The following is a 21,706-nucleotide window of genomic DNA, read 5'->3' on the forward strand; positions in this document are numbered from 1 at the left end:
GCGGCGGCGCTCAGGCGGCCCGGTTCGCTGCGCGCGATCCGGGCCGTTTTTCGTTTACTGCGGCCGGCGCTGTTCCGGCGTCTGGCCCTGCGAGGCCCGTGATGGCGCCGGCGTAAACACGCCGCGCAGCCACGCGGCAAGGCGCGCGAACACGTCGTACGGCTCCTCGACGAAGATCTCCGGCTTCAGCAGCCGCAGGTACTCCATGATCTGCTGCGCTTCCTGCTTCTGGAACGAACCGTGCGCGAGCCCCAGCCGCAGCAGGCCGCGCAGCTCGCCGAGCTTGTCGCGCGCGGTGCTGCCGACGCTCATCTCGCACGCGAGCTTGGCCTCGTAGATCCGCTGCCGCAGCGATTCCGCGAGCCGCCATGCAGGCGTCTGCATCTGCTCCTCGAGCACCTGGATGTCCTGCACCGCGCTCTTGATCTGCGCGGCGAGCGGGTCGATGAGGTCCACGTCGCTCTGCGCCTCGGCGACGATCGCCTTCGACCAGTCGCGGCAGGCCTTCGCGAGTTCGTCCGGCGTCCATTCCGAGCGCGCCGCGAAGCCGAAGCCGAACTCGCCGGCCTGTCGCATCAGGATCGCGACCACGTCCGGGAACTCCTTGTCGAGCGTGCGCTTGGCCCACGCGTACTGGCCGCCCTGCAGCATGCGCTGCACGGCGTGCTCGGTCAGCGGCACCATGTTGTCGAGCAGTTTTGCGCGCAGGAAATCCTCGAACGACGGGGTCGCGAATTGCGGGTCGAGTTTCAGCGACACGCGCACGAATGCGTCGTAATCCTTGCGCAGGGACGCGAGTGTGTCGTCCTTGAGGGAAAGGGTGATCTGGCCCATGAATCGTCTCGATGGCGGCCCGCGCCGGCCGGATGCCGGGATGGCGCGCCGCATGCGCGCGCCGTCGGCACTCCGGTCCGCGCCGGGGCCGATGGCAGGTCTTCAACCGTTTATCGGCCGGTCGCGCGGAAACTTGAGCGATTGGCGCGTTCAGCCGGGCAGCCAGCCGTGCGGCAGCACCACGCCCTGCCACAGGAAGAACACCGCGAGCCCGACCGCGATCGTCACGAGCGGCCGGCGCGTGGCCGCAGACACCAGCACGGCGGCCAGCGCGCCGACGAGCTGCGGATTGCGCCAGGTGAGCTCGGCTGTGCCGCCGTGCGGCGACACGGTCATCGGCACGATGATCGCGGTCAGCACGGTGACCGGCACGAAGCCGAGCGCGGTACGCACGAGCGGCGGGAACGCGAGGCGTTCGCCAAACAGGAACAGCGTCGAGCGGATCGCGTACGTAATGACGGCCATCCCGAGGATCAGCAGCGCGTAGCTCACGATGCGGCCTCCGTGCGCGAGCCGGCGCGGGCGCGCTCGTGCAGCAGCGTGAACACGACGCCCACCACGACGCCGGCGGCCACCGCGCCGAGCAGGCCGAGCTTGTACGGCCAGCCCTGCCAGCAATAGGCGAGCACGCCGGCCGTCGCGGCGGCCGCGAAGTAGCGCAGCGTGCCGAGCTGCGGCACCACGATCGCGATGAAGGTTGCCGCCATCGCGAAATCGAGGCCGAGCGACTGCAGCCCCGGGAACGCCGAGCCGAACCCGAGGCCGGCGAGCGTCCACAGCTGCCAGTTCAGGTACATCGCGAGGCCCGAGCCGAAGAAGTAGTACGGGCCGATCGCGCCGGGCGGGAAATGCCGGTAGTGCGCATACGCGACCGCGAACACTTCGTCGGTCATCAGCGCGCCGAGCGTCGCGCGCCAGCGCAGCGGCAGGTGGGCGACATACGGCGCGAGCGTCGCGCTGTACAGCAGATGGCGCAGGTTGACGATCAGCGTCGTCGCGAGCACGACGGCGAAGCTCGCGCTGCCGGCGATCAGCCCGAGCGCGATGAACTGCGCGGAGCCGGCGAACACGGCGAGCGACATCAGCGCGCCGTGCCAGCCGGCGAGCGGGCCGCCGCTGACGAGCGTGCCGAAGATCACGCCGAACGGCGCCGCGCCGACCATCATCGGGATCGTGTCGCGGGCGCCGTCGAGCCACTCGTTCAGCGGCCGGCGGGGGGGTGACGTGGGTGACGGGTTCAAGATGGCTCCTCCATGCGCAGGAGCTTAGCGCGCCGGCGTGCGGGCGGCTTGTATGTTCTTGCGCTGCCGGGCGGGGCGCTCCTCTGGCGGCCCGCGGCGACGCGCCGGGGCGTCAGCGCATCTGCCAGCGCCCCGGCGGCACGCCGAACATCCGCTTGAAGTGTCGCGTGAAATGGCTCTGGTCGACGAAGCCGCTGTCGGCCGCGACGTCGGCGACGGCGACGCCCGCGCGCAGCGGCGCCAGCGCGCGCTGCAGGCGTAGCTGGTTGCGCCACGCGTGCGGCGGCATGCCGGTCGTGCGCGTGAACAGGCGCGCCGCATGGAACGGCGACAGCCCGGCCGCCTGCGCGACCTCGTCGAGCGTGACCGTGCCAGTCAGATCGGCGGCAAGCCGTTCGCGCATTGCTTCGACGCGCGGTTCGTCCGACGCGAGCCACGCCGGCCGCAGATGCGCGTCCGCGTGGCGCACGATCAGCGTCGAGAACGCGTCGAGCATCGCCGTCTCGGCGGCGAGCGGGTCGTAGATCGGCGGTGCGTCGGGCATCGCATCGTCGTCGGCCGGCGGCCCGTATTCGTGGGGCGCCGTCGCGCGTACGCTGCCGGCTTCCATCATCCGGTGCGCCCGCGCGACCCGGGCCGCGAGATCCCGATCGCGGATCACGTCGTGCGGAAACCACGGCGCGTCCTGCGGGCGCCCGGCGATCGTGCTCGCGAGCGACCGGATGAACTCGACCGGCACGTAGCAGACCCGGTAGCGCCAGCCGTCGTCGGCCGCGCGCGAGCCGGTGTGCACTTCGCCGGGATTGATCACGGGGACGGTGCCCGTATCGGCGATATGGCCGGCGCCGCGACAGACATAGCGTTCGGCGCCTGCTTCGATGACGGGGACCGTATACGCGTCGTGCCAATGCGGCGCGAACTTGTGGTCGCAATAGGTGGCCGTGACGAGATCCGCATCCGGCAGCAGCGGGGTGCGCCAGTAGCGTGCGGAATCTCGGGGGCGGGCGGCGGACATGACGGGGCGCGGGAAGGGCGAATCGACAGTGTAGTCCCGCGCGGGCCCGGTGCGCTTACTTGACGGGGATCGGCGTCGAGGCCGGGACGGGCACCGCGGTGACGCTGTTCTTCGGGCTGCCGCTGACGACCCGGTCGCTGTACGTCAGGTAGACGATCGTGTTGCGCTTCTTGTCGACCACGCGCACCACGTGCAGCGTCTTGAAGATGAACGACATCCGCTCGCTGAACACGTCCGACTGCTGCTTGAGCGGCCCGGAGAAGCTGATCGGGCCGACCTGGCGGCATGCGATCGACGCTTCGCTCGGATCCTCGGCGAGGCCGAGCGAACCCTTGATCCCGCCGGTGCGGGCGCGCGATACGTAGCAGGTCACGCCGGCGACCTGCGGATCGTCGTAGGCTTCGACGACCACGCGGTCGGAGCCCGTCAGGCGGAAGTTGGTATTCACGCTGCCGACTTCCTCCGCATGCGCGAGCGGCGCGGCGGCGAACGAAGCGAGAAGGAGGGCGGACGGTGCGGCAAGGCTGAGACGGCTCTTCATCGGCGGAATCTGAAACGATTTCGGGACAGAGACTCTAGCATGCGCACGGGATGCGCCATTGTGCGGTTGCCGGAAAAACAAAAGGCCCGTCGCATGGACGGGCCTTTCGCTGTCTGGCTCCCCGACCTGGGCTCGAACCAGGGACCTACGGATTAACAGTCCGGCGCTCTACCGACTGAGCTATCGGGGAATAAATCGGTACATCTGCGTTTGGTTACCATCAAAAAACCCGTCAACCGACAACGGGCTTTTGCATTTTTGGCTCCCCGACCTGGGCTCGAACCAGGGACCTACGGATTAACAGTCCGGCGCTCTACCGACTGAGCTATCGGGGAACAAACAGCAGAGAAACGAGATTTTATGGAGTGTTGGCTAAGCTGTCAACACTTTTGGCGCACGTCGTACAAAATTTTTTGCAGACGGGCGCCGGGAGATCAGCGCTCGAGCAGATGCAGCTTGTCCTGCACGTCCTTCCAGTCGTCCGCGTCGGCCGGCGCCGGCTTCGTCTTGGTGATCGACGGCCAGTCCTTCGCCAGCTCGGCGTTCAGCGCGGTGAACTGCTGCTGGTCGCCCGGAACGTCTTCTTCGGCGTAGATCGCGTTGGTCGGGCATTCGGCGACGCACACGGCGCAGTCGATGCACTCGTCCGGATCGATGGCCAGAAAGTTGGGACCTTCACGGAAGCAATCCACCGGGCACACATCCACGCAATCCGTGTATTTGCACTTGATGCAGCCTTCGGTCACAACGTGAGTCATTAAAACGCTCCTGCTTGGCGGTATATATGGGGTGGCGCTGGCGCCAAAAGCGGCATTGTAACTGAAGCGTCAAACCCGCATGCCGTGGTCGGCTTTCCGGCTTATACCGTTTCGTGATTAGTTTATGAGCACTCGCATGGGGACGCACCGCGGCGCCCGGCGCGGCGTCGCGATGGTCGGGCCCGCATTCGGGTAACATGGCCGGCAGACCGGGCGGCGCGCGGTGCGCCGGGGCCGGTTCCGATATTGGCGGTGCCGTCATCATGATCATCACTTCGCTGCTCGACACGGATCTCTACAAATTCACGATGATGCAGGTCGTCCTGCATCACTTCCCGGCCGCAAGCGTCGAGTATCGCTTCAAGTGCCGCACGCCCGGCGTCGATCTCGTGCCGTACATCGACGAGATCCGCGACGAGGTGCGCGGCCTGTGCGCGCTGCGCTTCACCGACGAGGAGCTCGACTACCTGCGCCGGATGCGTTTCATCAAGAGCGATTTCGTCGACTTCCTCGCACTGTTCCACCTGAACGAGAAGTACATCTCGATCACGCCTTCGCCGAAGGGCAACGGCGAGATCGACATCGAGATCAAGGGGCCGTGGCTGCATGCGATCCTGTTCGAGATTCCGGTGCTCGCGATCGTCAACGAGGTCTATTTCCGCAATACGCAGCGCGAGCCTGATTACCGGGAAGGGCGCGGGCGGCTGGGCGAGAAGATCAAGCTGCTCGGCGCGAAGCCGGAATTCGCCGACTGCAAGATCGCCGACTACGGCACGCGCCGGCGTTTCTCGAAGGTCTGGCACGAGGAGGTCGCGCTTACGCTGCGCGACGGCCTCGGCCCGCAGTTCGCCGGCACGAGCAACGTGCTGTACGCGATGAAGCACGGCATCACGCCGCTCGGCACGATGGCGCACGAATACCTGCAGGCGTGCCAGGCGCTCGGCCCGCGGCTGCGCGACTCGCAGACCTACGGCTTCGAGATGTGGGCGAAGGAATACCGCGGCGACCTCGGCATCGCGCTGTCGGACGTCTACGGGATGGACGCGTTCCTGCGCGACTTCGACATGTACTTCTGCAAGCTGTTCGACGGTGCGCGCCACGATTCGGGCGATCCGTTCGAGTGGGGCGAGCGGATGATCTCGCACTACGAAGCGAACCGCTGCGACCCGCGCACCAAGGTGCTGGTGTTTTCCGACGCGCTCGACATCCCGAAGGTCATGCAGCTGTACGAACGGTTCCGCGGCCGCAGCAAGCTCGCGTTCGGCGTCGGCACCAACCTGACCAACGACCTCGGCTACGTGCCGCTGCAGATCGTCATCAAGATGGTTCGCTGCAACGGCCAGCCGGTCGCGAAGCTGTCCGATTCGCCGGGCAAGAGCATGTGCGACGACAAGGCGTATCTCGCGTACCTGCGGCAGGTGTTCGGCATCGCGCAGCCGGTCGAGGACGACGCGTCGCAGTAGCCGTCGGCCGTTCGGCCGAAGGTGCGTGGCGAGAGGGGCGGCCGGTATAATCCGACGGTATCGCACGCAACGTCACGAGGCCGTTCATGGACACTTCCGCTGCCCGTCGCCAGATCCTCGCGCGCATCCGCGCCGCGCAGGGTCGCTCGGCCGAACCCGATGCGGCGGAGCGCGAAGCGGTCGCCGACTACCTCGCCCGTCATCCGCAGGGGCCGCGTCCGCCGGCGCCGGCCGACCTGATCGCCGCGTTCGTCGATGAGGCAACCAAGCTGTCGACGACCGTCGACGAAGTCGCGGCGCTCGCCGATGCGCCGGCCGCCGCTGCCCGTTATCTCTCCTCGCACGGCCTGCCAATGCAGGCCGTCGCCTGGCGCACGCTCGCCGAGCTCGACTGGGCAGGCGCAGGCCTGGCCGTCGAATGCCGCAAGCCGGCCGACGGCGATCTCGTCGGCCTGACCGGCTGCTTCTGCGCGACGGCGGAAACCGGTTCGCTGGTCCTGCTGTCCGGTCCCGATACCTATGCATCGGCCGGCCTGCTGCCGGAGACGCATATCGCGATCGTGCCCGCGTCGCGGATCGTCGCCGGCCACGAAGACGCATTTGCGCTGATCCGCGCGGAGCGCGGCGAATTGCCGCGGGCGGTCAATTTCGTGTCCGGTCCGTCGCGCACGGGCGACATCGAGCAGACCATCGTGCTGGGCGCACACGGCCCGTACCGGGTCCACGTGATCGTCGTGCGGGGCGCGTGACGCGCCCGCTCAATCCACCGCCATTCAAAAAGGAAGTTCTGCATGAAACGACATGCCGCCTGGGCAGGCATGGCGTCGGGCGCCGCGCTCGGCGCCGCGCCCGCGCTCGCATCGGCCGCGACGCTCGACGGCGCCACGCTGTCCGCGCTCTGGGGCGTCCCGTTCGCCGGGATCCTGCTGTCCATCGCCCTGTTCCCGCTCGCCGCGCCGGTGTTCTGGCATCACCACTTCGGCAAGATCGCGGCTGCGTGGTCGATCGCGTTCCTCGCGCCGTTCGCCGCCGTGTTCGGTGCCGGCACCGCGTTCGGCACGCTCGTGCACGCGCTGCTCGAGGAATACATCCCGTTCATCGTGCTGCTCACCGCGCTCTACACGGTCGCGGGCGGCATCTGCGTGAACGGCAACCTGCACGGCACGCCGAAGCTCAACACCGCGATCCTCGCGCTCGGCACACTGCTCGCGAGCGTGATGGGCACGACCGGCGCGGCAATGCTGCTGATCCGGCCGCTGCTGCGCGCGAACGACAATCGCAAGCACGTCGTGCATGTCGTGATCTTCTTCATCTTCCTCGTCGCGAACGCGGGCGGCTCGCTGTCGCCGCTCGGCGATCCGCCGCTGTTCCTCGGCTTCCTGAACGGCGTGAGCTTCTTCTGGACGACGGCGCATCTCGCGCTGCCGATGCTGTTCATCTGCGCGGTGCTGCTGACGGTGTTCTTCGTGCTCGACACGTACTTCTACCGCAAGGGCGGCGAGACGCGGCCGGCCGCGCTCGATCCGACGCCCGACAGCGCGGCGCTGTCGATCGACGGCAAGATCAACTTCGTGCTGCTCGCGGCCGTGGTCGGCCTCGTGCTGATGAGCGGGATCTGGAAGCCGGGTGTCACGTTCGACGTGTGGGGCACGCACGTCGCGCTGCAGAACCTGGTGCGCGACGTGGCGCTGATCGTCGTCGCGCTCGCATCGCTTGCGCTGACGCCGCGCTCCGCGCGCGAGGGCAACGCGTTCAACTGGGCGCCGATCGAGGAAGTCGCGAAGCTGTTCGCGGGCATCTTCGTGACGATCGCGCCGGTGATCGTGATCCTGCGCGCGGGCGCGGACGGCGCGTTCGCGCAGATCGTCCATCTCGTCACCGGGCCGGACGGCAAGCCGATCGACGCGATGTACTTCTGGGCGACGGGCCTGCTGTCGTCGTTCCTCGACAACGCGCCGACCTACCTCGTGTTCTTCAACCTGGCGGGCGGCGACGCGCAATCGCTGATGACCACGGGCGCGACGACGCTCGCCGCGATTTCCGCGGGCGCGGTGTTCATGGGCGCGAACAGCTATATCGGCAATGCGCCGAACTTCATGGTGAAGGCGATCGCCGAATCGCGCGGCGTGAAGATGCCGAGCTTCTTCGCGTATCTCGGCTGGGCGCTGGTCGTGCTGGTGCCCGTATTCCTGCTGGCGACGTGGATCTTCTTCACGGCGTAAGCTGACGATTTTCAACAAGAAGCGGGCGGGGCGCGTCGCGCGCCGCCCGTGGCATGCGGAGATGGGGATGCAGAAGATCCTGGTCGCGCGTCCGATCTTCCCGGACGTGATCGAACGGCTCAAGCAGTACTTCGAGGTCGATTGGAACGATGGCGATGCGCTGGCGCCCGACGCGCTCGCGGCGCGCCTCGCCGACAAGGACGGCGCGCTGACGGCCGGCGACCCGGTCGGCGCCGCCACGCTCGCGGCCGCGCCGCGCCTGCGCGTCGTGTCGAACATGGCGGTCGGCTACAACAACTTCGACATGGCGGCGTTCAACGCGGCGAACGTGCTCGGCACCAATACGCCGGACGTGCTGAACGAATCCACCGCCGATTTCGGCTGGGCGCTGATGATGGCGGCCGCGCGGCGCATCGCCGAATCGGAGCACTGGCTGCGCGCCGGGCACTGGCGGAAGTGGGCATACGACGGCTTCCTCGGCAGCGACATCCACGGCTCGACGCTCGGCGTGATCGGGATGGGCCGCATCGGCCAGGCGCTCGCGCGCCGCGCGAAGGGCTTCGGCATGCAGGTGATCTATCACAACCGGTCGCGGGTTGCGCCGGAGATCGAGGCCGAGCTGAACGCCGAATACGTGTCGAAGGAAGCGCTGCTCGCGCGCGCGGACCACGTCGTGCTCGTGCTGCCGTACACGCAGGAAAACCACCACACGATCGGCGCGGCCGAGCTGGCGCGGATGAAGCCGACCGCGACGCTGACCAACATCGCGCGCGGCGGGATCGTCGACGACGCGGCGCTGGCCGCCGCGCTGCGCGAGAAGCGGATCGCGGCGGCAGGCCTCGACGTGTTCGAGGGCGAGCCGAGCGTGCACCCGGCGCTGCTCGAGGTGCCGAACGTCGTGCTGACGCCGCACATCGCGAGCGCGACCGAGCACACCCGCCGCGCAATGGCGAACCTCGCCGCCGACAACCTGATCGCCGCGCTGGGCGAAGGGCCGCGCGCGGGGCGTCCGCCGAACCCGATCAACCCCGACGTGATCGGCAAGGCGCGCGCATGACGACAACGTTGTTGCTCGCGGCGGTCGTCGTGCTGGCCATCGCACTGGCGGTGGCGATCGTCGCAATCGTGCGGGGCGGCGGCCGCCACGACGACGTGGCGGTGCTCGGCGACCAGATCGAGGACGCCGCGCACGCGCAGGCGCGCGCGGTCGAGCGGCTCGAGCGCGAGCTGCGCGGCGAGATCGTCGAGGGCGCGCGCGGCTCGCGCACGGAACTGGCCGGAAGCTTCGCGAGGCTGCAGCAGACGCTTGCCGCGCAGCTCACCAGTGTCGCGACCGTGCAGAACAACCAGATCGACGGGTTCGCGCAGCAGCTCGCGAAGCTCGTCGCCGGCAACGCGCAGCAGTTCGATGCGATGCGCGACGGCCTGCAGCGCCAGGCGCAGCAGGCGCGCGAGGAGCAGACCGCGGCGCTCAGGCTGTTCGGCGACACGCTGAATCGCCAGCTCACGCAGCTCACCGAGGCGAACGACCGGCGTATCGGCGAAGTGCGCGCGACGCTCGAGCAGCGCCTGAAGGACATCGAGACGAACAACGCGGCCAAGCTCGAGGAGATGCGCCGCACCGTCGACGAGAAGCTGCATGCGACGCTTGAGCAGCGGCTCGGCGAGTCGTTCAAGCTCGTGTCCGACCGGCTCGAGCAGGTGCATCGCGGGCTCGGCGAGATGCAGACGCTCGCGGCCGGCGTCGGCGACCTGAAGAAGGTGCTGACCAACGTGAAGACGCGCGGCACCTGGGGCGAGGTGCAGCTCGAGGCGCTGCTCGAGCAGATGCTGACGCCCGACCAGTATGCGAAGAACGTCGCGACCGTGCCGAAGAGCAGCGAGCGGGTCGAGTTCGCGATCCGGCTGCCGGGGCGCGACGCCGGCGCCGGCGATGCGCCGCCGGTGTGGCTGCCGATCGACGCGAAATTTCCGCGTGAGGATTACGAGCGGCTGATCGATGCGCAGGAGCGCGCCGATGCCGCGGCGGTCGAGGACGCCGCGCGCGCGCTCGAGGCACGCGTGCGGGCAGAGGCGCGCACGATTGCCGAGAAATACGTCGCGCCGCCGCACACGACCGATTTCGCGCTGCTGTTCCTGCCGACCGAAGGGCTGTATGCGGAGATCCTGCGCCGCCCGGGGCTGACCGACCTGCTGCAGCGCGACTATCGCGTGACGGTGGCGGGGCCGACCACGCTCACCGCGTTGCTGAACAGCCTGCAGATGGGCTTCCGCACGCTCGCGATCGAGAAGCGTTCGAGCGAGGTGTGGCAGGTGCTCGGCGCGGTGAAGACGGAGTTCGGCAAGTTCGGCGACGTGCTGGCGCGCACGAAGTCGCAGCTGGAGACGGTCACGCGCTCGATCGAGCTGGCCGAGCAGCGCACGCGCGTGATGAACCGCAAGCTCAAGCAGGTCGAGGCGCTGCCGGGCGACACGGCGGCCGGCTTGCTCGGCGCGAACGGCGTCGACGACGCGGACGAAGCCTGACCGACATCGGCCGCGGGTTCGGACGGAAACGAAAATGGGCGCCATGTGAACATGAGCGCCCATTTCTTTTGCCGGCCGTGGCGGGGTTCAGCGTCCCGCGAGCTCCGCCAGCGCGTCGTCCGTCACCCGCACGATGCGCCATTCGGGGAGCACGGTCGCGCCCATCTTCTCGTAGAAATCGATCGCCGGCTGGTTCCAGTCGAGCACCGACCATTCGAAGCGCCCGCAGCGGCGCTCGATCGCGACCGCGGCGAGCCGCCGGAGCATCGCAGTGCCGAGGCCCGTGCCGCGCTGCGACGGCTGCACGTACAGATCCTCGAGGTACAGGCCGCGGCGGCCCAGGAACGTCGAATAGTTGTGGAAGAACAGCGCATACGCGACGATCGCGCCGTCGCGTTCGGCAACCAGCGCCTCGGCCGCGGGATGCGCGCCGAACAGCGCATCGGCGAGATCGTCGTCGGTCGCGACGAACAGCTGCGTAAGCTTTTCGAATTCCGCCAGCTCGCGCATCAGCGCGAGGATCGCGCCGACGTCGCGCGCCTCGGCCGTGCGGATCAGCGGGCTGCCGCTCACGCTTCCTCCGGCGGATCGGACAGCACGATCTCGATGCCGCCGAAGCGCGACGCGACCCAGTTGTACGCGTGGCACGCAATCCACAGCAGCACGAAACCGACGACCGCGTTCAGCAGCAGCGCGCTCAGGATGGTGCTCAGCTCGACCATGCCGAAGCGGATGTACGCGACGAGAATGCCGAGCAGCACGATCGGCACGCTGAACGTCAGGTAGACGAGGATCAGCGCCTTGGCGGTCTGTCCCGCGGCGATCGACAAAATTTGTTTTTTCATGTGCGAATTGCCCCCGTAGTGAAACTGATAAAGATGGAATTCAGATCAGGCCGTCGAACGGCAGGATGTCGACCGGCGCGCCTGTATCGATTGCCGCGGCATCGTGGCCGAGGACGATGAAGCAGTTGGCGGCCGCGAGGCCGCTCAGCGATGCGGAACTCTGCGAGCCGGCCGGCGTGACGCGCCAGCCGCCGTCGGCGGCGCGCGTCGCGATGCCGCGCAGGTATTCGGTGCGGCCCGGCCGCTTCTTCAGCGCGTGCGTGCTGAGCGCGGTGTACATCGCGGGCGGCGGCAGATGGGCGCCGGCCATCGAGAACAGCGCAGGGCGCACGATCGCGTAGAACGTCACCGCGGCGGCCACCGGGTTGCCGGGCAGGCCGAAGAACAGCGTGCCGCGCCCGGCGGCGGACTGCGGCGCCAGCGTGCCGCACGCGAGCGGCCGCCCGGGCCGCAGCGCGAGGCTCGCGAACGTGACGTCGCCGAGCCGTGCCATCACGTCGCGCGTGAAATCCGCTTCGCCGACCGACACGCCGCCCGACGTGATCACCGCATCGGCCCGCGCGGCGATTGCATCGCGCAGCGCCGCTTCCAGCGCGACCGGGTCGTCGCGGACGATGCCGAGATCGACCGGTTCGACGTTCATCCGCTCGAGCATCGCGACCAGCATCCCGCGGTTGCTGTCGTACAGGGTGCCGCGGTCAAGCGGCGCGCCCGGCGCACGCAACTCGTCGCCGGTCGAGAATACCGCGACGCGCAGCCGGCGGTGCACGCTGACGTCGGCGCAGCCGAACGACGCAAGCAGGCCGAGGTCCGCCGGCCGCAGGACGCGGCCCGCGGCGAGCGCACAGGCGCCGCGCGCGAGATCCTCGCCGGCCTTGCGGCAGTTCGCGCCGCGCGATACGTCGCGTGCGGCGAAGCGGATCGCGTCGTCCTGCGCGGTCACGCGCTCCTGCGGAATGACGGTGTCGCAGCCGGCGGGCAACGGCGCGCCCGTCATGATGCGGATGCAGCCGCGCGCGGGCACCGTGCCGTCGAACGGATGGCCGGCGAGCGCCGTGCCCGCGACCGCGAGCGTCACGTCGCCGTCGGGCGACGCGTGCGCGCATTCGGCACTGTCGAACGCGTAGCCGTCCATCGCCGAGTTGTCGTACGCGGGAATGTCGAACGGCGCATTCACGTCGGCCGCGAGCACGCGGTCGAGCGCGTCGCGCAGCGGCACCGTGTCGCACGCGTCGACCGGCACCGCGAACCGGCACGCGAGCGCCTGCGCGTCGACGAGCGACAACGGCGCGTCGGGATCGGCAGCGGGGCGGGAGGCGGGCGAGGAATGCGTGGTCATCGGTCGGACTGCGCCGCAAGGCGTATCGGGTTCGTGGCCGGCAAGGCGTTGGTGGCGCGTGAGCGCGGGGTCGCAAGCGGCGGGCGGCGCGCGGGAACGGGGCCGATGCCGTCAGCGACGGGCGAGCGCGGCGAGTTCCTGCCAAGAGTTGGCATTGTAAAACGCACGCTCGTCATGAAACTCGACTTCGACCGTCTTGTGGCGCGCGTACCACGAACGCACCTTGCGGTCGCCGGCGTCGAGCCGGCCGGCAAGGTCGTCGGCCAGCGACGTGCGCAGCAGCGCGAAGGTTGGCTGCGGCGCGCGTTCCTGCCGCGCGTCGACGAGGACGGCCATCGCGATATCCGCCTGCTGCGCGGCGAGCGCCGCGTGCAGCCGCGCGACCAGGTCGTCGGGCAGGAACGGCGAATCGCAGGGCGCGCACGCAACGAGCGGTGCGCGCGCGGCGCGCATCCCGGCCAGCAGGCCCGCGAGCGGGCCGGGGAAGTCGCCCGTCGCATCCGGCACGACGCGGGCGCCGAACGGCGCGCCCAGTTCCGCATAGCGGTCGGGATGGCGGTTCGCGCTGATCAGCGTTTCATCGACTTGCGGGGCGAGACGGCGCAGCACGTGCAGCGCGAGCGGCGTGCCGTCGAGCAATTGCAGCCCCTTGTCGGCGCCGTCCATGCGCGTCGCGCGTCCGCCGGCGAGCAGCAGGCCGGCGATCGAAGGCGTGGGTGAGTCGGACATCGCGCGTCAGCCGCCGATATACGACATTTCGACGCGCTTGCCGGCCCCTTCGGCCGCCGCATCGGCTGTCGCGCTGCCGCGCAGCTGCGAATAGCGGTCGGTGCGGGCCTGCCAGATGCGCGCGATCGCGGTGGCGATCTCGGTGTCGCTCGCGCCGCCGCGCACCAGCGCGCGGAGGTCGTGGCCGGCCGACGCGAACAGACACAGGTACAGCTTGCCTTCGGTCGACAGGCGCGCGCGCGTGCAGTCGCCGCAGAACGCCTGCGTGACGCTGGAAATCACGCCGATTTCGCCGCTGCCGTCCGCGTAACCCCAGCGCTGCGCCGTTTCGGCCGCGGAGTGCGGGTCGAGCGGGACGAGCGGGAAGTGCTCGGCGATGCGCGCGACGACGTCGGCGGACGGCAGCACTTCGGTCATGTTCCAGCCGTTCGACGTGCCGACGTCCATGTATTCGATGAAACGCAGCACGACGCCGGTGCCGCGAAAGCGCGCGGCCATCGGCAGGATTTCGCTGTCGTTGGTGCCGCGCTTCACGACCATGTTGACCTTGACCGGCTCGAGGCCGGCGGCCTGCGCCGCGAAGATGCCGTCGAGCACGTCGGCGCTCGCGAAGTCGGCGTCGTTCATGCGCTTGAACAGCGTGTCGTCGAGCGCGTCGAGGCTGACCGTCACGCGCGTGAGCCCCGCATCCCTCAGCGTGCGGGCCTTGCGGGCGAGCAGCGAGCCGTTGGTGGTCAGCGTCAGGTCGAGCGGGCGGCCGTCGTGGGTCGTCAGACGCGCGAGGCGCTCGATCAGGAATTCGAGGTTCTTGCGCAGCAGCGGCTCGCCGCCGGTGATGCGGATCTTCTCGACGCCGTGTGCGACGAACAGCCGCGCGATCCGCTCGATTTCCTCGAGCGTCAGCAGCGCGCTGTGCGGCAGGAACGGGTAGTCCTTGTCGAACACCGCGCGCGGCATGCAGTACACGCAGCGGAAGTTGCAGCGATCCGTCACCGAGATGCGCAGATCGCGCAACGGCCGCGCGAACGTGTCGTGCAGCAGGCCGTCCGGAGTGTGCGCGGTGCCGGTGACGTCCGGCATGCCGCTGACGTCGGTGAGGGGGATGATGCGTCGGGACATGTTGAAAGCAGTACGAGCCAGATCTCTATTCTAGCTGGAAGCGCCTGGGCGGGCCGCGCGCGGAAACCCGCAGCGCGGACGTGAAAAAGCCCGCCGAAGCGGGCTTTTTCGACGGGGCGGACGCGATCAGTGATGCGTCGTTTCCACCTGCTGCATCGGCGTCGTGTCGACCGGCGGCAGCGCCTTGCGTTCGCGCGGCACGCGGGCCGGGCGCTGAACCTGCGCGGCGGCTTCCTGGGCGGCACGGAACTTGTCCGCGTCCGTGTTCACCCAGACAAGGCCGGCTTGCTCGAGCACGGTTTCGAGGCCGCGCGATGCCGGCGCCGCGGCGGCCGGCTGGGCGCGCTCGACGACCGGTGCGGTCACGACTTCGATCGGCGCCGGTTCGACGCGGGCCGGTTCGGCAGCCGCCACCGGAGCAGCTTCGACCTCGGCGGCCGGCGCTGCTGCCACGACAGGCGCGGCTTGCGGGGCTTCGGCGACCGGAGCGGCCTGCGGCACTTCCAGCGCATCGGTCGGCGAGACCTCGACCGGGGCGGGCCCGGCTTCGGCGACGACGGCCGGCGCGGCGGCGGCGGTTTCCACCGGTTGCACGTCGGTGGCAACCGCCGGGGCGGCTTCGACGTGCGCCGGGGCCGGCTGCGCGTCGGCGGCGGCCGGCGTGGCCGGTTCCGCATGCGCCACGGCTTCAACGACGACAGCGCTTGCCGCTGCGACAGCCGCGACGGCTACCGGTGCGGCAGCGTGCGCCGGTTCGGCCTGCGTGGCCGGTGCCGCGTGTGCGACCGGCTCGGCTGCCGGTGCGGTGTCGGTTTCACCGTCCATACCTTCCGCTGCCTGGCCGACGATCGCGCCGTCTTCCTCGCGTTCGCGACGGCCGCCGCGACGGCCGCGGCGGCGGCGGCGGCGTTCCTCGCCGTCGCGCGCGCCGGCATCGGCGTCGGCCATCACTTCAGCGCCGGGCAGGGCTGCTGCTGCCTTGTCGGCTTCCTCTTCCGCGTGGCTTTCGCCGCGAGTGACCGTCTCGAGCGTTGCCGCGTGCTGGGTCGGCTTGCGGCGCTCGCCGCGCTCGCGACGTTCGCCGCGTTCCTGGCGCTCGCCGCGGCCGGCTGCCTCGGCGGCTTCCGGCTGCTCGACGCGTTCGCGCGGCTCACGCGGCTCACGGGGTTCGCGCGGTTCGCGTTGTTCACGCGGCTCGCGGGTTTCGCGACCTTCGCGGCCTTCCCGTGCTTCACGGCCCTCGCGCGCTTCACGCGGTTCGCGCTGGCCACGGCCTTCGCGACCCTCGCGACCCTCGCGGCCTTCGCGACCTTCACGCGGTTCGCGCGCTTCCTTGCCTTCGCGTTCCGGGCGCTGCGGCTGGCCGCCACGGCCGGCTGCTGCCTGGTCGCGGCCGCCCTGCGGCGCCTGGGCGCCGCCTGCGCGGCGGTTGCGGTTGCGATCGCCACCGCGCTCGCCACGCTGTTCGGCCTTCTCGGTCTTCTCGCGGGCCGGACGGGCGGCAGCCTGTTCCTTCACGGGCGCCGGTGCGGGCGCCGCCGGCTGCATGCCGAACAGGCCCTTCAGCCAGCCGATGAAGCCGCCGCTCGCCGCGGCGACAGGGGCCGGCGCCGGGGCCGGTTCAGCCGCGCGCTGCGGTGCCGGGCTCGGTGCCGGACGCTCGGGCGTGATGCCCTTGACCGCGGCTTCCTGCTTCGGCTTCACTTCCGCGGCACGCTTGCTGTAGCCGGTTTCCGACTCCATCTCGCGGGCGGCTTCCTCGGCCATCTTCCACGATGCGCGCGGGTCGTCGAGGCGCGCGTCGTCGTGGCGCAGGCGCTCGAGCTTGTAGTGCGGCGTATCGAGATGCTTGTTCGGGATCAGCACGATGCCGACCTTGAAGCGCGACTCGATCTTGTTGATTTCCTGGCGCTTTTCGTTGAGCAGGAAGGCGGTCACCTCGACCGGCACCTGGCAGTGGATCGCCGCGGTGTTTTCCTTCATCGCCTCTTCCTGAATGATCCGCAGGACCTGCAGCGCGGACGATTCGGTGTCGCGGATGTGGCCGGTGCCGTTGCAGCGCGGGCAGGTCACGTGGCTGCCTTCGGACAGCGCCGGGCGCAGCCGCTGGCGCGACAGCTCCATCAGGCCGAAGCGCGAGATCTTGCCCATCTGCACGCGGGCGCGGTCATGCTTGAGCGCATCCTTCAGGCGCTGCTCGACCTCGCGCTGGCTCTTCGCCGATTCCATGTCGATGAAATCGATCACGATCAGGCCGCCGAGGTCGCGCAGACGCAGCTGGCGGGCGACTTCGTCGGCCGCCTCGAGGTTGGTGCGGGTCGCCGTTTCCTCGATGTCCGCGCCCTTGGTCGCGCGCGCCGAGTTCACGTCGATCGCGACGAGCGCCTCGGTGTGGTCGATCACGATCGCGCCGCCCGACGGCAGCGGCACCGTGCGCGAGTAGGCCGTTTCGATCTGGTGCTCGATCTGGAAGCGGGAGAAGAGCGGCACGTCGTCGTGGTAGCGCTTCACCTTCGCGACGTTGTCCGGCATCACGATGTCCATGAATGCACGGGCCTGATCGTAGATCTCGGTCGTGTCGATCAGGATTTCGCCGATATCCGGCTGGAAATAGTCCCGGATCGCGCGGATCACGAGGCTCGATTCCAGGTAGATCAGCATCGGCTGGCCGGTGTGGCCGCTTTGCGACGCCGCCTCGATCGCGCGCCAGAGCTGCAGCAGGTAGTTCAGGTCCCACTGCAGTTCCTCGGCGCTGCGGCCGATGCCCGCGGTGCGGGCGATCATGCTCATGCCGTCCGGAATCTGCAGCTGCGCCATCGTTTCGCGCAGTTCCTGACGCTCGTCGCCCTCGATGCGGCGCGACACGCCGCCGCCGCGCGGGTTGTTCGGCATCAGCACGAGGTAGCGGCCGGCGAGCGAGATGAAGGTCGTGAGGGCGGCGCCCTTGTTGCCACGCTCCTCCTTCTCGACCTGGACGATCAGCTCCTGGCCTTCGCGCAGCGCGTCCTGGATGCGCGCGGAGCGCATGTCGACGCCTTCCTTGAAGTACTGGCGGGCGACTTCCTTGAACGGCAGGAAGCCGTGGCGATCTTCGCCGTAGTTGACGAAGCACGCTTCGAGCGACGGCTCGATGCGGGTGACGACACCTTTGTAGATATTGCCTTTGCGCTGTTCGCGCCCGGCTGTCTCGATGTCGATGTCGATGAGCTTCTGCCCATCGACGATGGCGACGCGCAGCTCCTCCTGCTGCGTCGCATTGAACAGCATGCGTTTCATGAACGACTCCAGGCGGCTCTGCTGCCGGCGCCTCGCGCTTGTCAGTCGCGAGGGCGGGAACGACGGCAGGCCGCGCCTTGTTGTGTTGTCACAAGCACGCTGGAGCGGGAACGATGGCGGGGAGAATTGCCTGATGCGGCGCTTGGGCCCGAACGACGGGGCCGGCGGCCATAGGGCACCTGCGAACACGGCTTCAAAGCACGGCGTTCACACTCCGCACGCTGAAAAAGCGCGCTAAGCCTCAGACCGGGGGCACTGCCGCGGCGCGCGTCGCAATGCGTCGCGCGCGCCAACGGGCGGCAGATGCTGCGGCTTGGGCCGCAGCGGGGAGTATCGAATCCAGCCCGACTTTCCCGCCTGGGGTGTTCTTCCTTGGTTTGACGTCGCCAGTCCCCGCACGCTTCGCGGGGCCAAATCGGGCGCAACGCCGTCTTTCGCAACCGGCAGCCTGCGTGGGCGCTTCGCGCCGCCCGGCTGCCAATTAAATTCTTTTCAACCAACTTTCCGTTACCGCGGCGCCTTGCCGACCGAATCCGCCTGTGGGCGCGATCCTTGCCGGCGGCAGGCGCCGTGCGTGCAACTTGCTGCTTCTCTTTGTTCGGGGCGAGCAGCCAGCCCCCGGCGCAAGTAAAATGACGGTTTGCGCTTGCGCCGTGCCCAATCCATCCGGGCCGGCCGGTTAGGCCGCCCGCTACGTCAGGCTGGGCAAAATTATATTCAGTATGAATGAGTTAGGCAAAATATCCCAGAATTCGGTCGCAAGCGGCCAGGTCTCGATGGTCGAGATCGACGAAAACGCTGCCGGTCAGCGGATCGACAATTTCCTGTTGCGCGTCTGTAAAGGCGTGCCGAAAAGCCATATTTACCGGATCCTGCGCAGCGGCGAAGTGCGCGTCAACAAGGGCCGGGTCGACGCGCAGTATCGGCTCGCGCTCGGCGACGTCGTGCGCGTGCCGCCGGTGCGGATGGCCGCTGCCGACCTGGCGCGCGCCGACACGCCCGTCATCCCGCCCGCGCAGTTCGACGTGCTGTTCGAGGACGATGCGATGCTCGTCATCGACAAGCCGGCCGGCGTCGCGGTGCACGGCGGCAGCGGCGTCGCGTTCGGCGTGATCGAGCAGCTGCGCCAGGCGCGGCCGCGCGCGAAATTCCTCGAACTGGTGCATCGTCTCGACCGCGAGACGTCCGGCGTCCTGATGCTCGCGAAGAAGCGCGCGGCGCTCGTCGGCCTGCACGAGATGATCCGCGAGAACCGGATGGACAAGCGCTACTACGCGTGCGTGCACGGCGAGTGGCAGTCCGACTGGGGCCGCCGCCGCGCGGTGAAGGCGCCGCTGTTCAAGTACACGACCCCGGAAGGGGAGCGCCGCGTGCGCGTGCAGGAAGACGGGCTCGCGTCGCACACCGTGTTCAACCTCGTCGAGCGCTGGCCGGACTACGCACTGGTCGAAGCGGAACTCAAAACGGGTCGGACCCATCAGATTCGTGTGCACCTCGCGCATCTCGGCCTGCCGATCGCCGGCGACGCCAAGTATGGCGATTTCGCACTGAACAAGGCGCTGGCGCGCGCGAACGCGGAACCGTCGCTGAAGCGGATGTTCCTGCACGCGCACCGGCTGCGGCTTGCGCATCCGCTGACCGGCGAGCCGCTGCAGTTCGACGCACCGCTGCCCGGCGAATGCCGGCGCTTTCTCGACCAACTGAGCGCATTGCGCGATATCGCTTGAACCGCATGGCCCGACAGCAATTTGACCTGATCGTCTTCGACTGGGACGGCACGCTGATGGATTCGACGGCGCACATCGCCTTCAGCATCCAGGCGGCATGCCGCGATCTCGGCCTGCCCACGCCGTCCGACGAGGCGGCCCGTTACGTGATCGGCCTCGGCCTGCGCGACGCGCTGCAGATCACGGCTCCGACCCTCGATCCGTCCGACTATCCGCGCCTCGCCGAGCGCTACCGGTATCACTACCTGATCAAGGACCAGCGCATCGAGCTGTTCGCCGGCGTGCGCGAGCTGCTCGCGGAGCTGCGCGACACGGGCTATCTGCTCGCGGTCGCGACCGGCAAAGGCCGGGTCGGCCTGAACCGCGCGCTCGACCAGGCCAAGCTGACCAGCCTGTTCGACGCGACGCGCTGCGCGGACGAGACATTCTCGAAACCGCATCCGGCGATGCTTCAGGAACTCACCCGGGAACTGGGGCAGGATCTGGCGCGCACGGTGATGATCGGCGACACGACCCACGACCTGCAGATGGCCGCTAGCGCGGGCGCGGCGGGCATCGGTGTCGCGTACGGCGCGCATTCGGCCGACGCGCTCGCCGCGCTGGCGCCGCGCTTCGTCGCGCCGGACGTGGACGCGCTGGCCGCCTGGCTGCGCGAGCACGCATGAGCGCCACGCCCGCCACCGACGCGGTGCGCGTCTGCGCATCGGATGCGCTGGCCGACGGCGGCGCCGGCGTGCGCGTCGATGCGACGCTGCGCGGCGAGCCGGCCGTCGTGTTCTTCGTGCGCTACGAGGGCCGCGCGTACGGCTACCTGAACCGCTGCGCGCACGTGCCGATGGAGCTGGACTGGGCCGAGGGGCAGTTCTTCGAATCGTCCGGCCTGTACCTGATGTGCGCGACGCACGGCGCGATCTACGCGCCGGACACCGGCAAGTGCGTCGGCGGCCCGTGCCGCGGCGCCCGCCTGCGGCCGGTCGAGGTCGACGAGCGCGACACGCCGGACGGCCGCGCGGTATTCTGGGTGCCCGACGCCGATCTGCGCCCCTTGACGACTGACTGACGACAACCACGCATGACCGACCAACCGACTCCTCCCGATTCATCCTCCCGCTCCGACGGCCGCGAACCGAACTGGGAGCGCGCGGCGCTCGAGCGGATCGCGCTCGCGGCGGTGAAGGAGCAGCGCGCGGCGCGGCGCTGGAAGATCTTCTTCCGCTTCGCGTTCCTCGGCGTGCTGCTGTTGCTCGCCGTGGCGCTGATCGATTTCTCGAGCGACACGAAGTTGTCAACGGGCGGGCGGCATACGGCGCTGGTGACGATCGACGGCGAGATCTCGGCCGGCGTCAACGCGAACGCGGAAGACATCATCACCGCGCTCGGCAGCGCGTTCGACGACGACGGCACGGTCGGCGTCGTGCTGCGGATCAACAGCCCGGGCGGCAGCCCGGTGCAGGCGGGCATGGTCTACGACGAGATCAAGCGCCTGCGCGCGAAGTATCCGGCCAAGCCGCTGTACGTGGTCGTGACCGACATGTGCGCGTCGGGCGGCTATTACATCGCGGCGGCGGCCGACAAGATCTACGTCGACAAGGCGAGCATCGTCGGCTCGATCGGCGTGCTGATGGACGGCTTCGGCTTCACCGGCCTGATGGGCAAGCTCGGCGTCGAGCGGCGCCTGCATACGTCGGGCGAGAACAAGGGCTTCTACGATCCGTTCTCGCCGGAAACCGCGAAGATGGACACTCATGCGCAGGCGCTGCTCGACCAGGTGCACGCGCAGTTCATCAAGGCGGTGAAGGATGGCCGCGGCGCGCGCCTGCACGAGACGCCGGACATGTTCTCGGGGCTGTTCTGGACCGGCGAGAAGAGCGTCGAGCTCGGGCTGGCCGACGGCTTCGGCACGACCGACACGGTCGCGCGCGACGTGCTGAAGGCGCCCGACCTCGTCGACTACACGGTGAAGGAGAGCCTGACGAACCGTGTCGCGCGCAAGTTCGGCGCGGCCGTCGGCAATGCCGCGATGAAGACGCTGACGACCGGCGCGCAGCTGAGCCTGCGCTGACGCCGAGGC

21 protein-coding genes and 2 tRNA genes are annotated in these 21,706 nt (G+C 69.1%); 9 read left to right on the top strand and 14 right to left on the bottom strand.

Annotation, left to right across the window (positions count from 1 at the left end; translation table 11 throughout):
• Positions 1 to 54: 54 nt before the first annotated feature.
• The 8 genes from HWY45_RS24840 to fdxA form a co-directional block, all read right to left on the bottom strand.
• The gene (locus tag HWY45_RS24840; RefSeq protein ID WP_059564722.1) at positions 55 to 834 is read right to left on the bottom strand and encodes a DUF4088 family protein; all 780 of its coding nucleotides are present in this window, start codon (positions 832 to 834) and stop codon (positions 55 to 57) included.
• A gap of 150 nt (positions 835 to 984) precedes the next feature.
• A complete protein-coding gene (locus HWY45_RS24845) occupies positions 985 to 1,326 on the bottom strand; it encodes an AzlD domain-containing protein (RefSeq protein WP_059564723.1) in 342 nt (113 codons plus the stop codon).
• Positions 1,323 to 2,075, bottom strand: coding sequence for an AzlC family ABC transporter permease (locus tag HWY45_RS24850; RefSeq protein ID WP_059885687.1), 753 nt, complete (start codon positions 2,073 to 2,075; stop codon positions 1,323 to 1,325). The genes HWY45_RS24845 and HWY45_RS24850 overlap by 4 nt, the downstream gene beginning before the upstream one ends.
• A 112-nt stretch (positions 2,076 to 2,187) precedes the next feature.
• A complete protein-coding gene (locus tag HWY45_RS24855) occupies positions 2,188 to 3,090 on the bottom strand; it encodes a helix-turn-helix domain-containing protein (protein ID WP_059885685.1) in 903 nt (300 codons plus the stop codon).
• Positions 3,091 to 3,145: 55 nt separating this feature from the next.
• Positions 3,146 to 3,631 (bottom strand): CreA family protein, encoded by a 486-nt coding sequence (locus tag HWY45_RS24860; protein ID WP_059885683.1) that lies wholly within the window; start codon positions 3,629 to 3,631, stop codon positions 3,146 to 3,148.
• 114 nt (positions 3,632 to 3,745) lie between these two features.
• Positions 3,746 to 3,821 (bottom strand) — tRNA-Asn (locus HWY45_RS24865).
• A 69-nt stretch (positions 3,822 to 3,890) separates the two neighbouring features.
• Positions 3,891 to 3,966: transfer RNA gene (locus tag HWY45_RS24870), tRNA-Asn, on the bottom strand.
• 99 nt (positions 3,967 to 4,065) lie between these two features.
• Complete coding sequence (gene fdxA / locus HWY45_RS24875; protein ID WP_059564727.1) at positions 4,066 to 4,389, bottom strand: ferredoxin FdxA; 324 nt, start codon at positions 4,387 to 4,389, stop codon at positions 4,066 to 4,068.
• A gap of 263 nt (positions 4,390 to 4,652) precedes the next feature.
• Between fdxA and pncB the strand changes: the two genes are divergently transcribed.
• The 5 genes from pncB to HWY45_RS24900 all read left to right on the top strand — a co-directional run bounded on the left by pncB (position 4,653) and on the right by HWY45_RS24900 (position 10,600).
• Positions 4,653 to 5,852 (top strand): nicotinate phosphoribosyltransferase, encoded by a 1,200-nt coding sequence (pncB, locus tag HWY45_RS24880; RefSeq protein ID WP_059882882.1) that lies wholly within the window; start codon positions 4,653 to 4,655, stop codon positions 5,850 to 5,852.
• A gap of 86 nt (positions 5,853 to 5,938) precedes the next feature.
• Positions 5,939 to 6,601, top strand: a complete 663-nt coding sequence (locus tag HWY45_RS24885) for a LutC/YkgG family protein (RefSeq protein ID WP_059882880.1) — start codon at positions 5,939 to 5,941, stop codon at positions 6,599 to 6,601.
• 42 nt (positions 6,602 to 6,643) lie between these two features.
• A complete protein-coding gene (locus tag HWY45_RS24890) occupies positions 6,644 to 8,074 on the top strand; it encodes a sodium:proton antiporter (RefSeq protein ID WP_059882879.1) in 1,431 nt (476 codons plus the stop codon).
• 67 nt (positions 8,075 to 8,141) lie between these two features.
• On the top strand, positions 8,142 to 9,131 hold the full coding sequence (locus HWY45_RS24895; RefSeq protein WP_059882892.1) for a 2-hydroxyacid dehydrogenase: 990 nt from the start codon (positions 8,142 to 8,144) through the stop codon (positions 9,129 to 9,131).
• Positions 9,128 to 10,600, top strand: coding sequence for a DNA recombination protein RmuC (locus tag HWY45_RS24900; protein WP_059802927.1), 1,473 nt, complete (start codon positions 9,128 to 9,130; stop codon positions 10,598 to 10,600). The genes HWY45_RS24895 and HWY45_RS24900 overlap by 4 nt, the downstream gene beginning before the upstream one ends.
• A gap of 87 nt (positions 10,601 to 10,687) precedes the next feature.
• Here HWY45_RS24900 and HWY45_RS24905 read toward each other — a convergent pair whose 3' ends face one another.
• The 6 genes from HWY45_RS24905 to HWY45_RS24930 all read right to left on the bottom strand — a co-directional run bounded on the left by HWY45_RS24905 (position 10,688) and on the right by HWY45_RS24930 (position 17,908).
• Positions 10,688 to 11,173: a GNAT family N-acetyltransferase gene (locus tag HWY45_RS24905; protein WP_059882877.1), complete on the bottom strand. Its 486-nt coding sequence runs from the start codon at positions 11,171 to 11,173 to the stop codon at positions 10,688 to 10,690.
• The gene (locus tag HWY45_RS24910) at positions 11,170 to 11,445 is read right to left on the bottom strand and encodes a hypothetical protein (RefSeq protein ID WP_059564733.1); all 276 of its coding nucleotides are present in this window, start codon (positions 11,443 to 11,445) and stop codon (positions 11,170 to 11,172) included. Before HWY45_RS24910 ends, HWY45_RS24905 begins: the two co-directional genes overlap by 4 nt.
• A 40-nt stretch (positions 11,446 to 11,485) precedes the next feature.
• Positions 11,486 to 12,784 carry a molybdopterin molybdotransferase MoeA gene (gene moeA / locus HWY45_RS24915; protein WP_059882875.1) on the bottom strand — a complete coding sequence of 433 codons (1,299 nt, stop codon included), beginning with the start codon at positions 12,782 to 12,784 and terminating at the stop codon, positions 11,486 to 11,488.
• Positions 12,785 to 12,895: 111 nt separating this feature from the next.
• Positions 12,896 to 13,513 carry a molybdenum cofactor guanylyltransferase MobA gene (gene mobA / locus HWY45_RS24920; RefSeq protein ID WP_059882873.1) on the bottom strand — a complete coding sequence of 206 codons (618 nt, stop codon included), beginning with the start codon at positions 13,511 to 13,513 and terminating at the stop codon, positions 12,896 to 12,898.
• Positions 13,514 to 13,519: 6 nt separating this feature from the next.
• Positions 13,520 to 14,632, bottom strand: coding sequence for a GTP 3',8-cyclase MoaA (gene moaA / locus HWY45_RS24925; protein WP_059882872.1), 1,113 nt, complete (start codon positions 14,630 to 14,632; stop codon positions 13,520 to 13,522).
• 126 nt (positions 14,633 to 14,758) lie between these two features.
• Positions 14,759 to 17,908 (bottom strand): Rne/Rng family ribonuclease, encoded by a 3,150-nt coding sequence (locus HWY45_RS24930; RefSeq protein ID WP_059882870.1) that lies wholly within the window; start codon positions 17,906 to 17,908, stop codon positions 14,759 to 14,761.
• 722 nt (positions 17,909 to 18,630) lie between these two features.
• Between HWY45_RS24930 and HWY45_RS24935 the strand changes: the two genes are divergently transcribed.
• Genes HWY45_RS24935 through HWY45_RS24950 form a run of 4 tightly spaced genes read left to right on the top strand, consistent with a single transcriptional unit; the run spans position 18,631 to position 21,697 of the window.
• The gene (locus HWY45_RS24935; protein WP_059564738.1) at positions 18,631 to 19,635 is read left to right on the top strand and encodes an RluA family pseudouridine synthase; all 1,005 of its coding nucleotides are present in this window, start codon (positions 18,631 to 18,633) and stop codon (positions 19,633 to 19,635) included.
• A 5-nt stretch (positions 19,636 to 19,640) separates the two neighbouring features.
• Positions 19,641 to 20,300, top strand: coding sequence for an HAD-IA family hydrolase (locus tag HWY45_RS24940; protein WP_017333160.1), 660 nt, complete (start codon positions 19,641 to 19,643; stop codon positions 20,298 to 20,300).
• On the top strand, positions 20,297 to 20,695 hold the full coding sequence (locus tag HWY45_RS24945) for a Rieske (2Fe-2S) protein (RefSeq protein ID WP_059882868.1): 399 nt from the start codon (positions 20,297 to 20,299) through the stop codon (positions 20,693 to 20,695). The genes HWY45_RS24940 and HWY45_RS24945 overlap by 4 nt, the downstream gene beginning before the upstream one ends.
• Positions 20,696 to 20,707: 12 nt before the next feature.
• Positions 20,708 to 21,697 carry a S49 family peptidase gene (locus tag HWY45_RS24950; protein ID WP_059564740.1) on the top strand — a complete coding sequence of 330 codons (990 nt, stop codon included), beginning with the start codon at positions 20,708 to 20,710 and terminating at the stop codon, positions 21,695 to 21,697.
• Positions 21,698 to 21,706 lie beyond the last annotated feature (9 nt).

The organism is Burkholderia stagnalis (assembly GCF_902830275.1).
GTDB lineage: Bacteria > Pseudomonadota > Gammaproteobacteria > Burkholderiales > Burkholderiaceae > Burkholderia > Burkholderia stagnalis.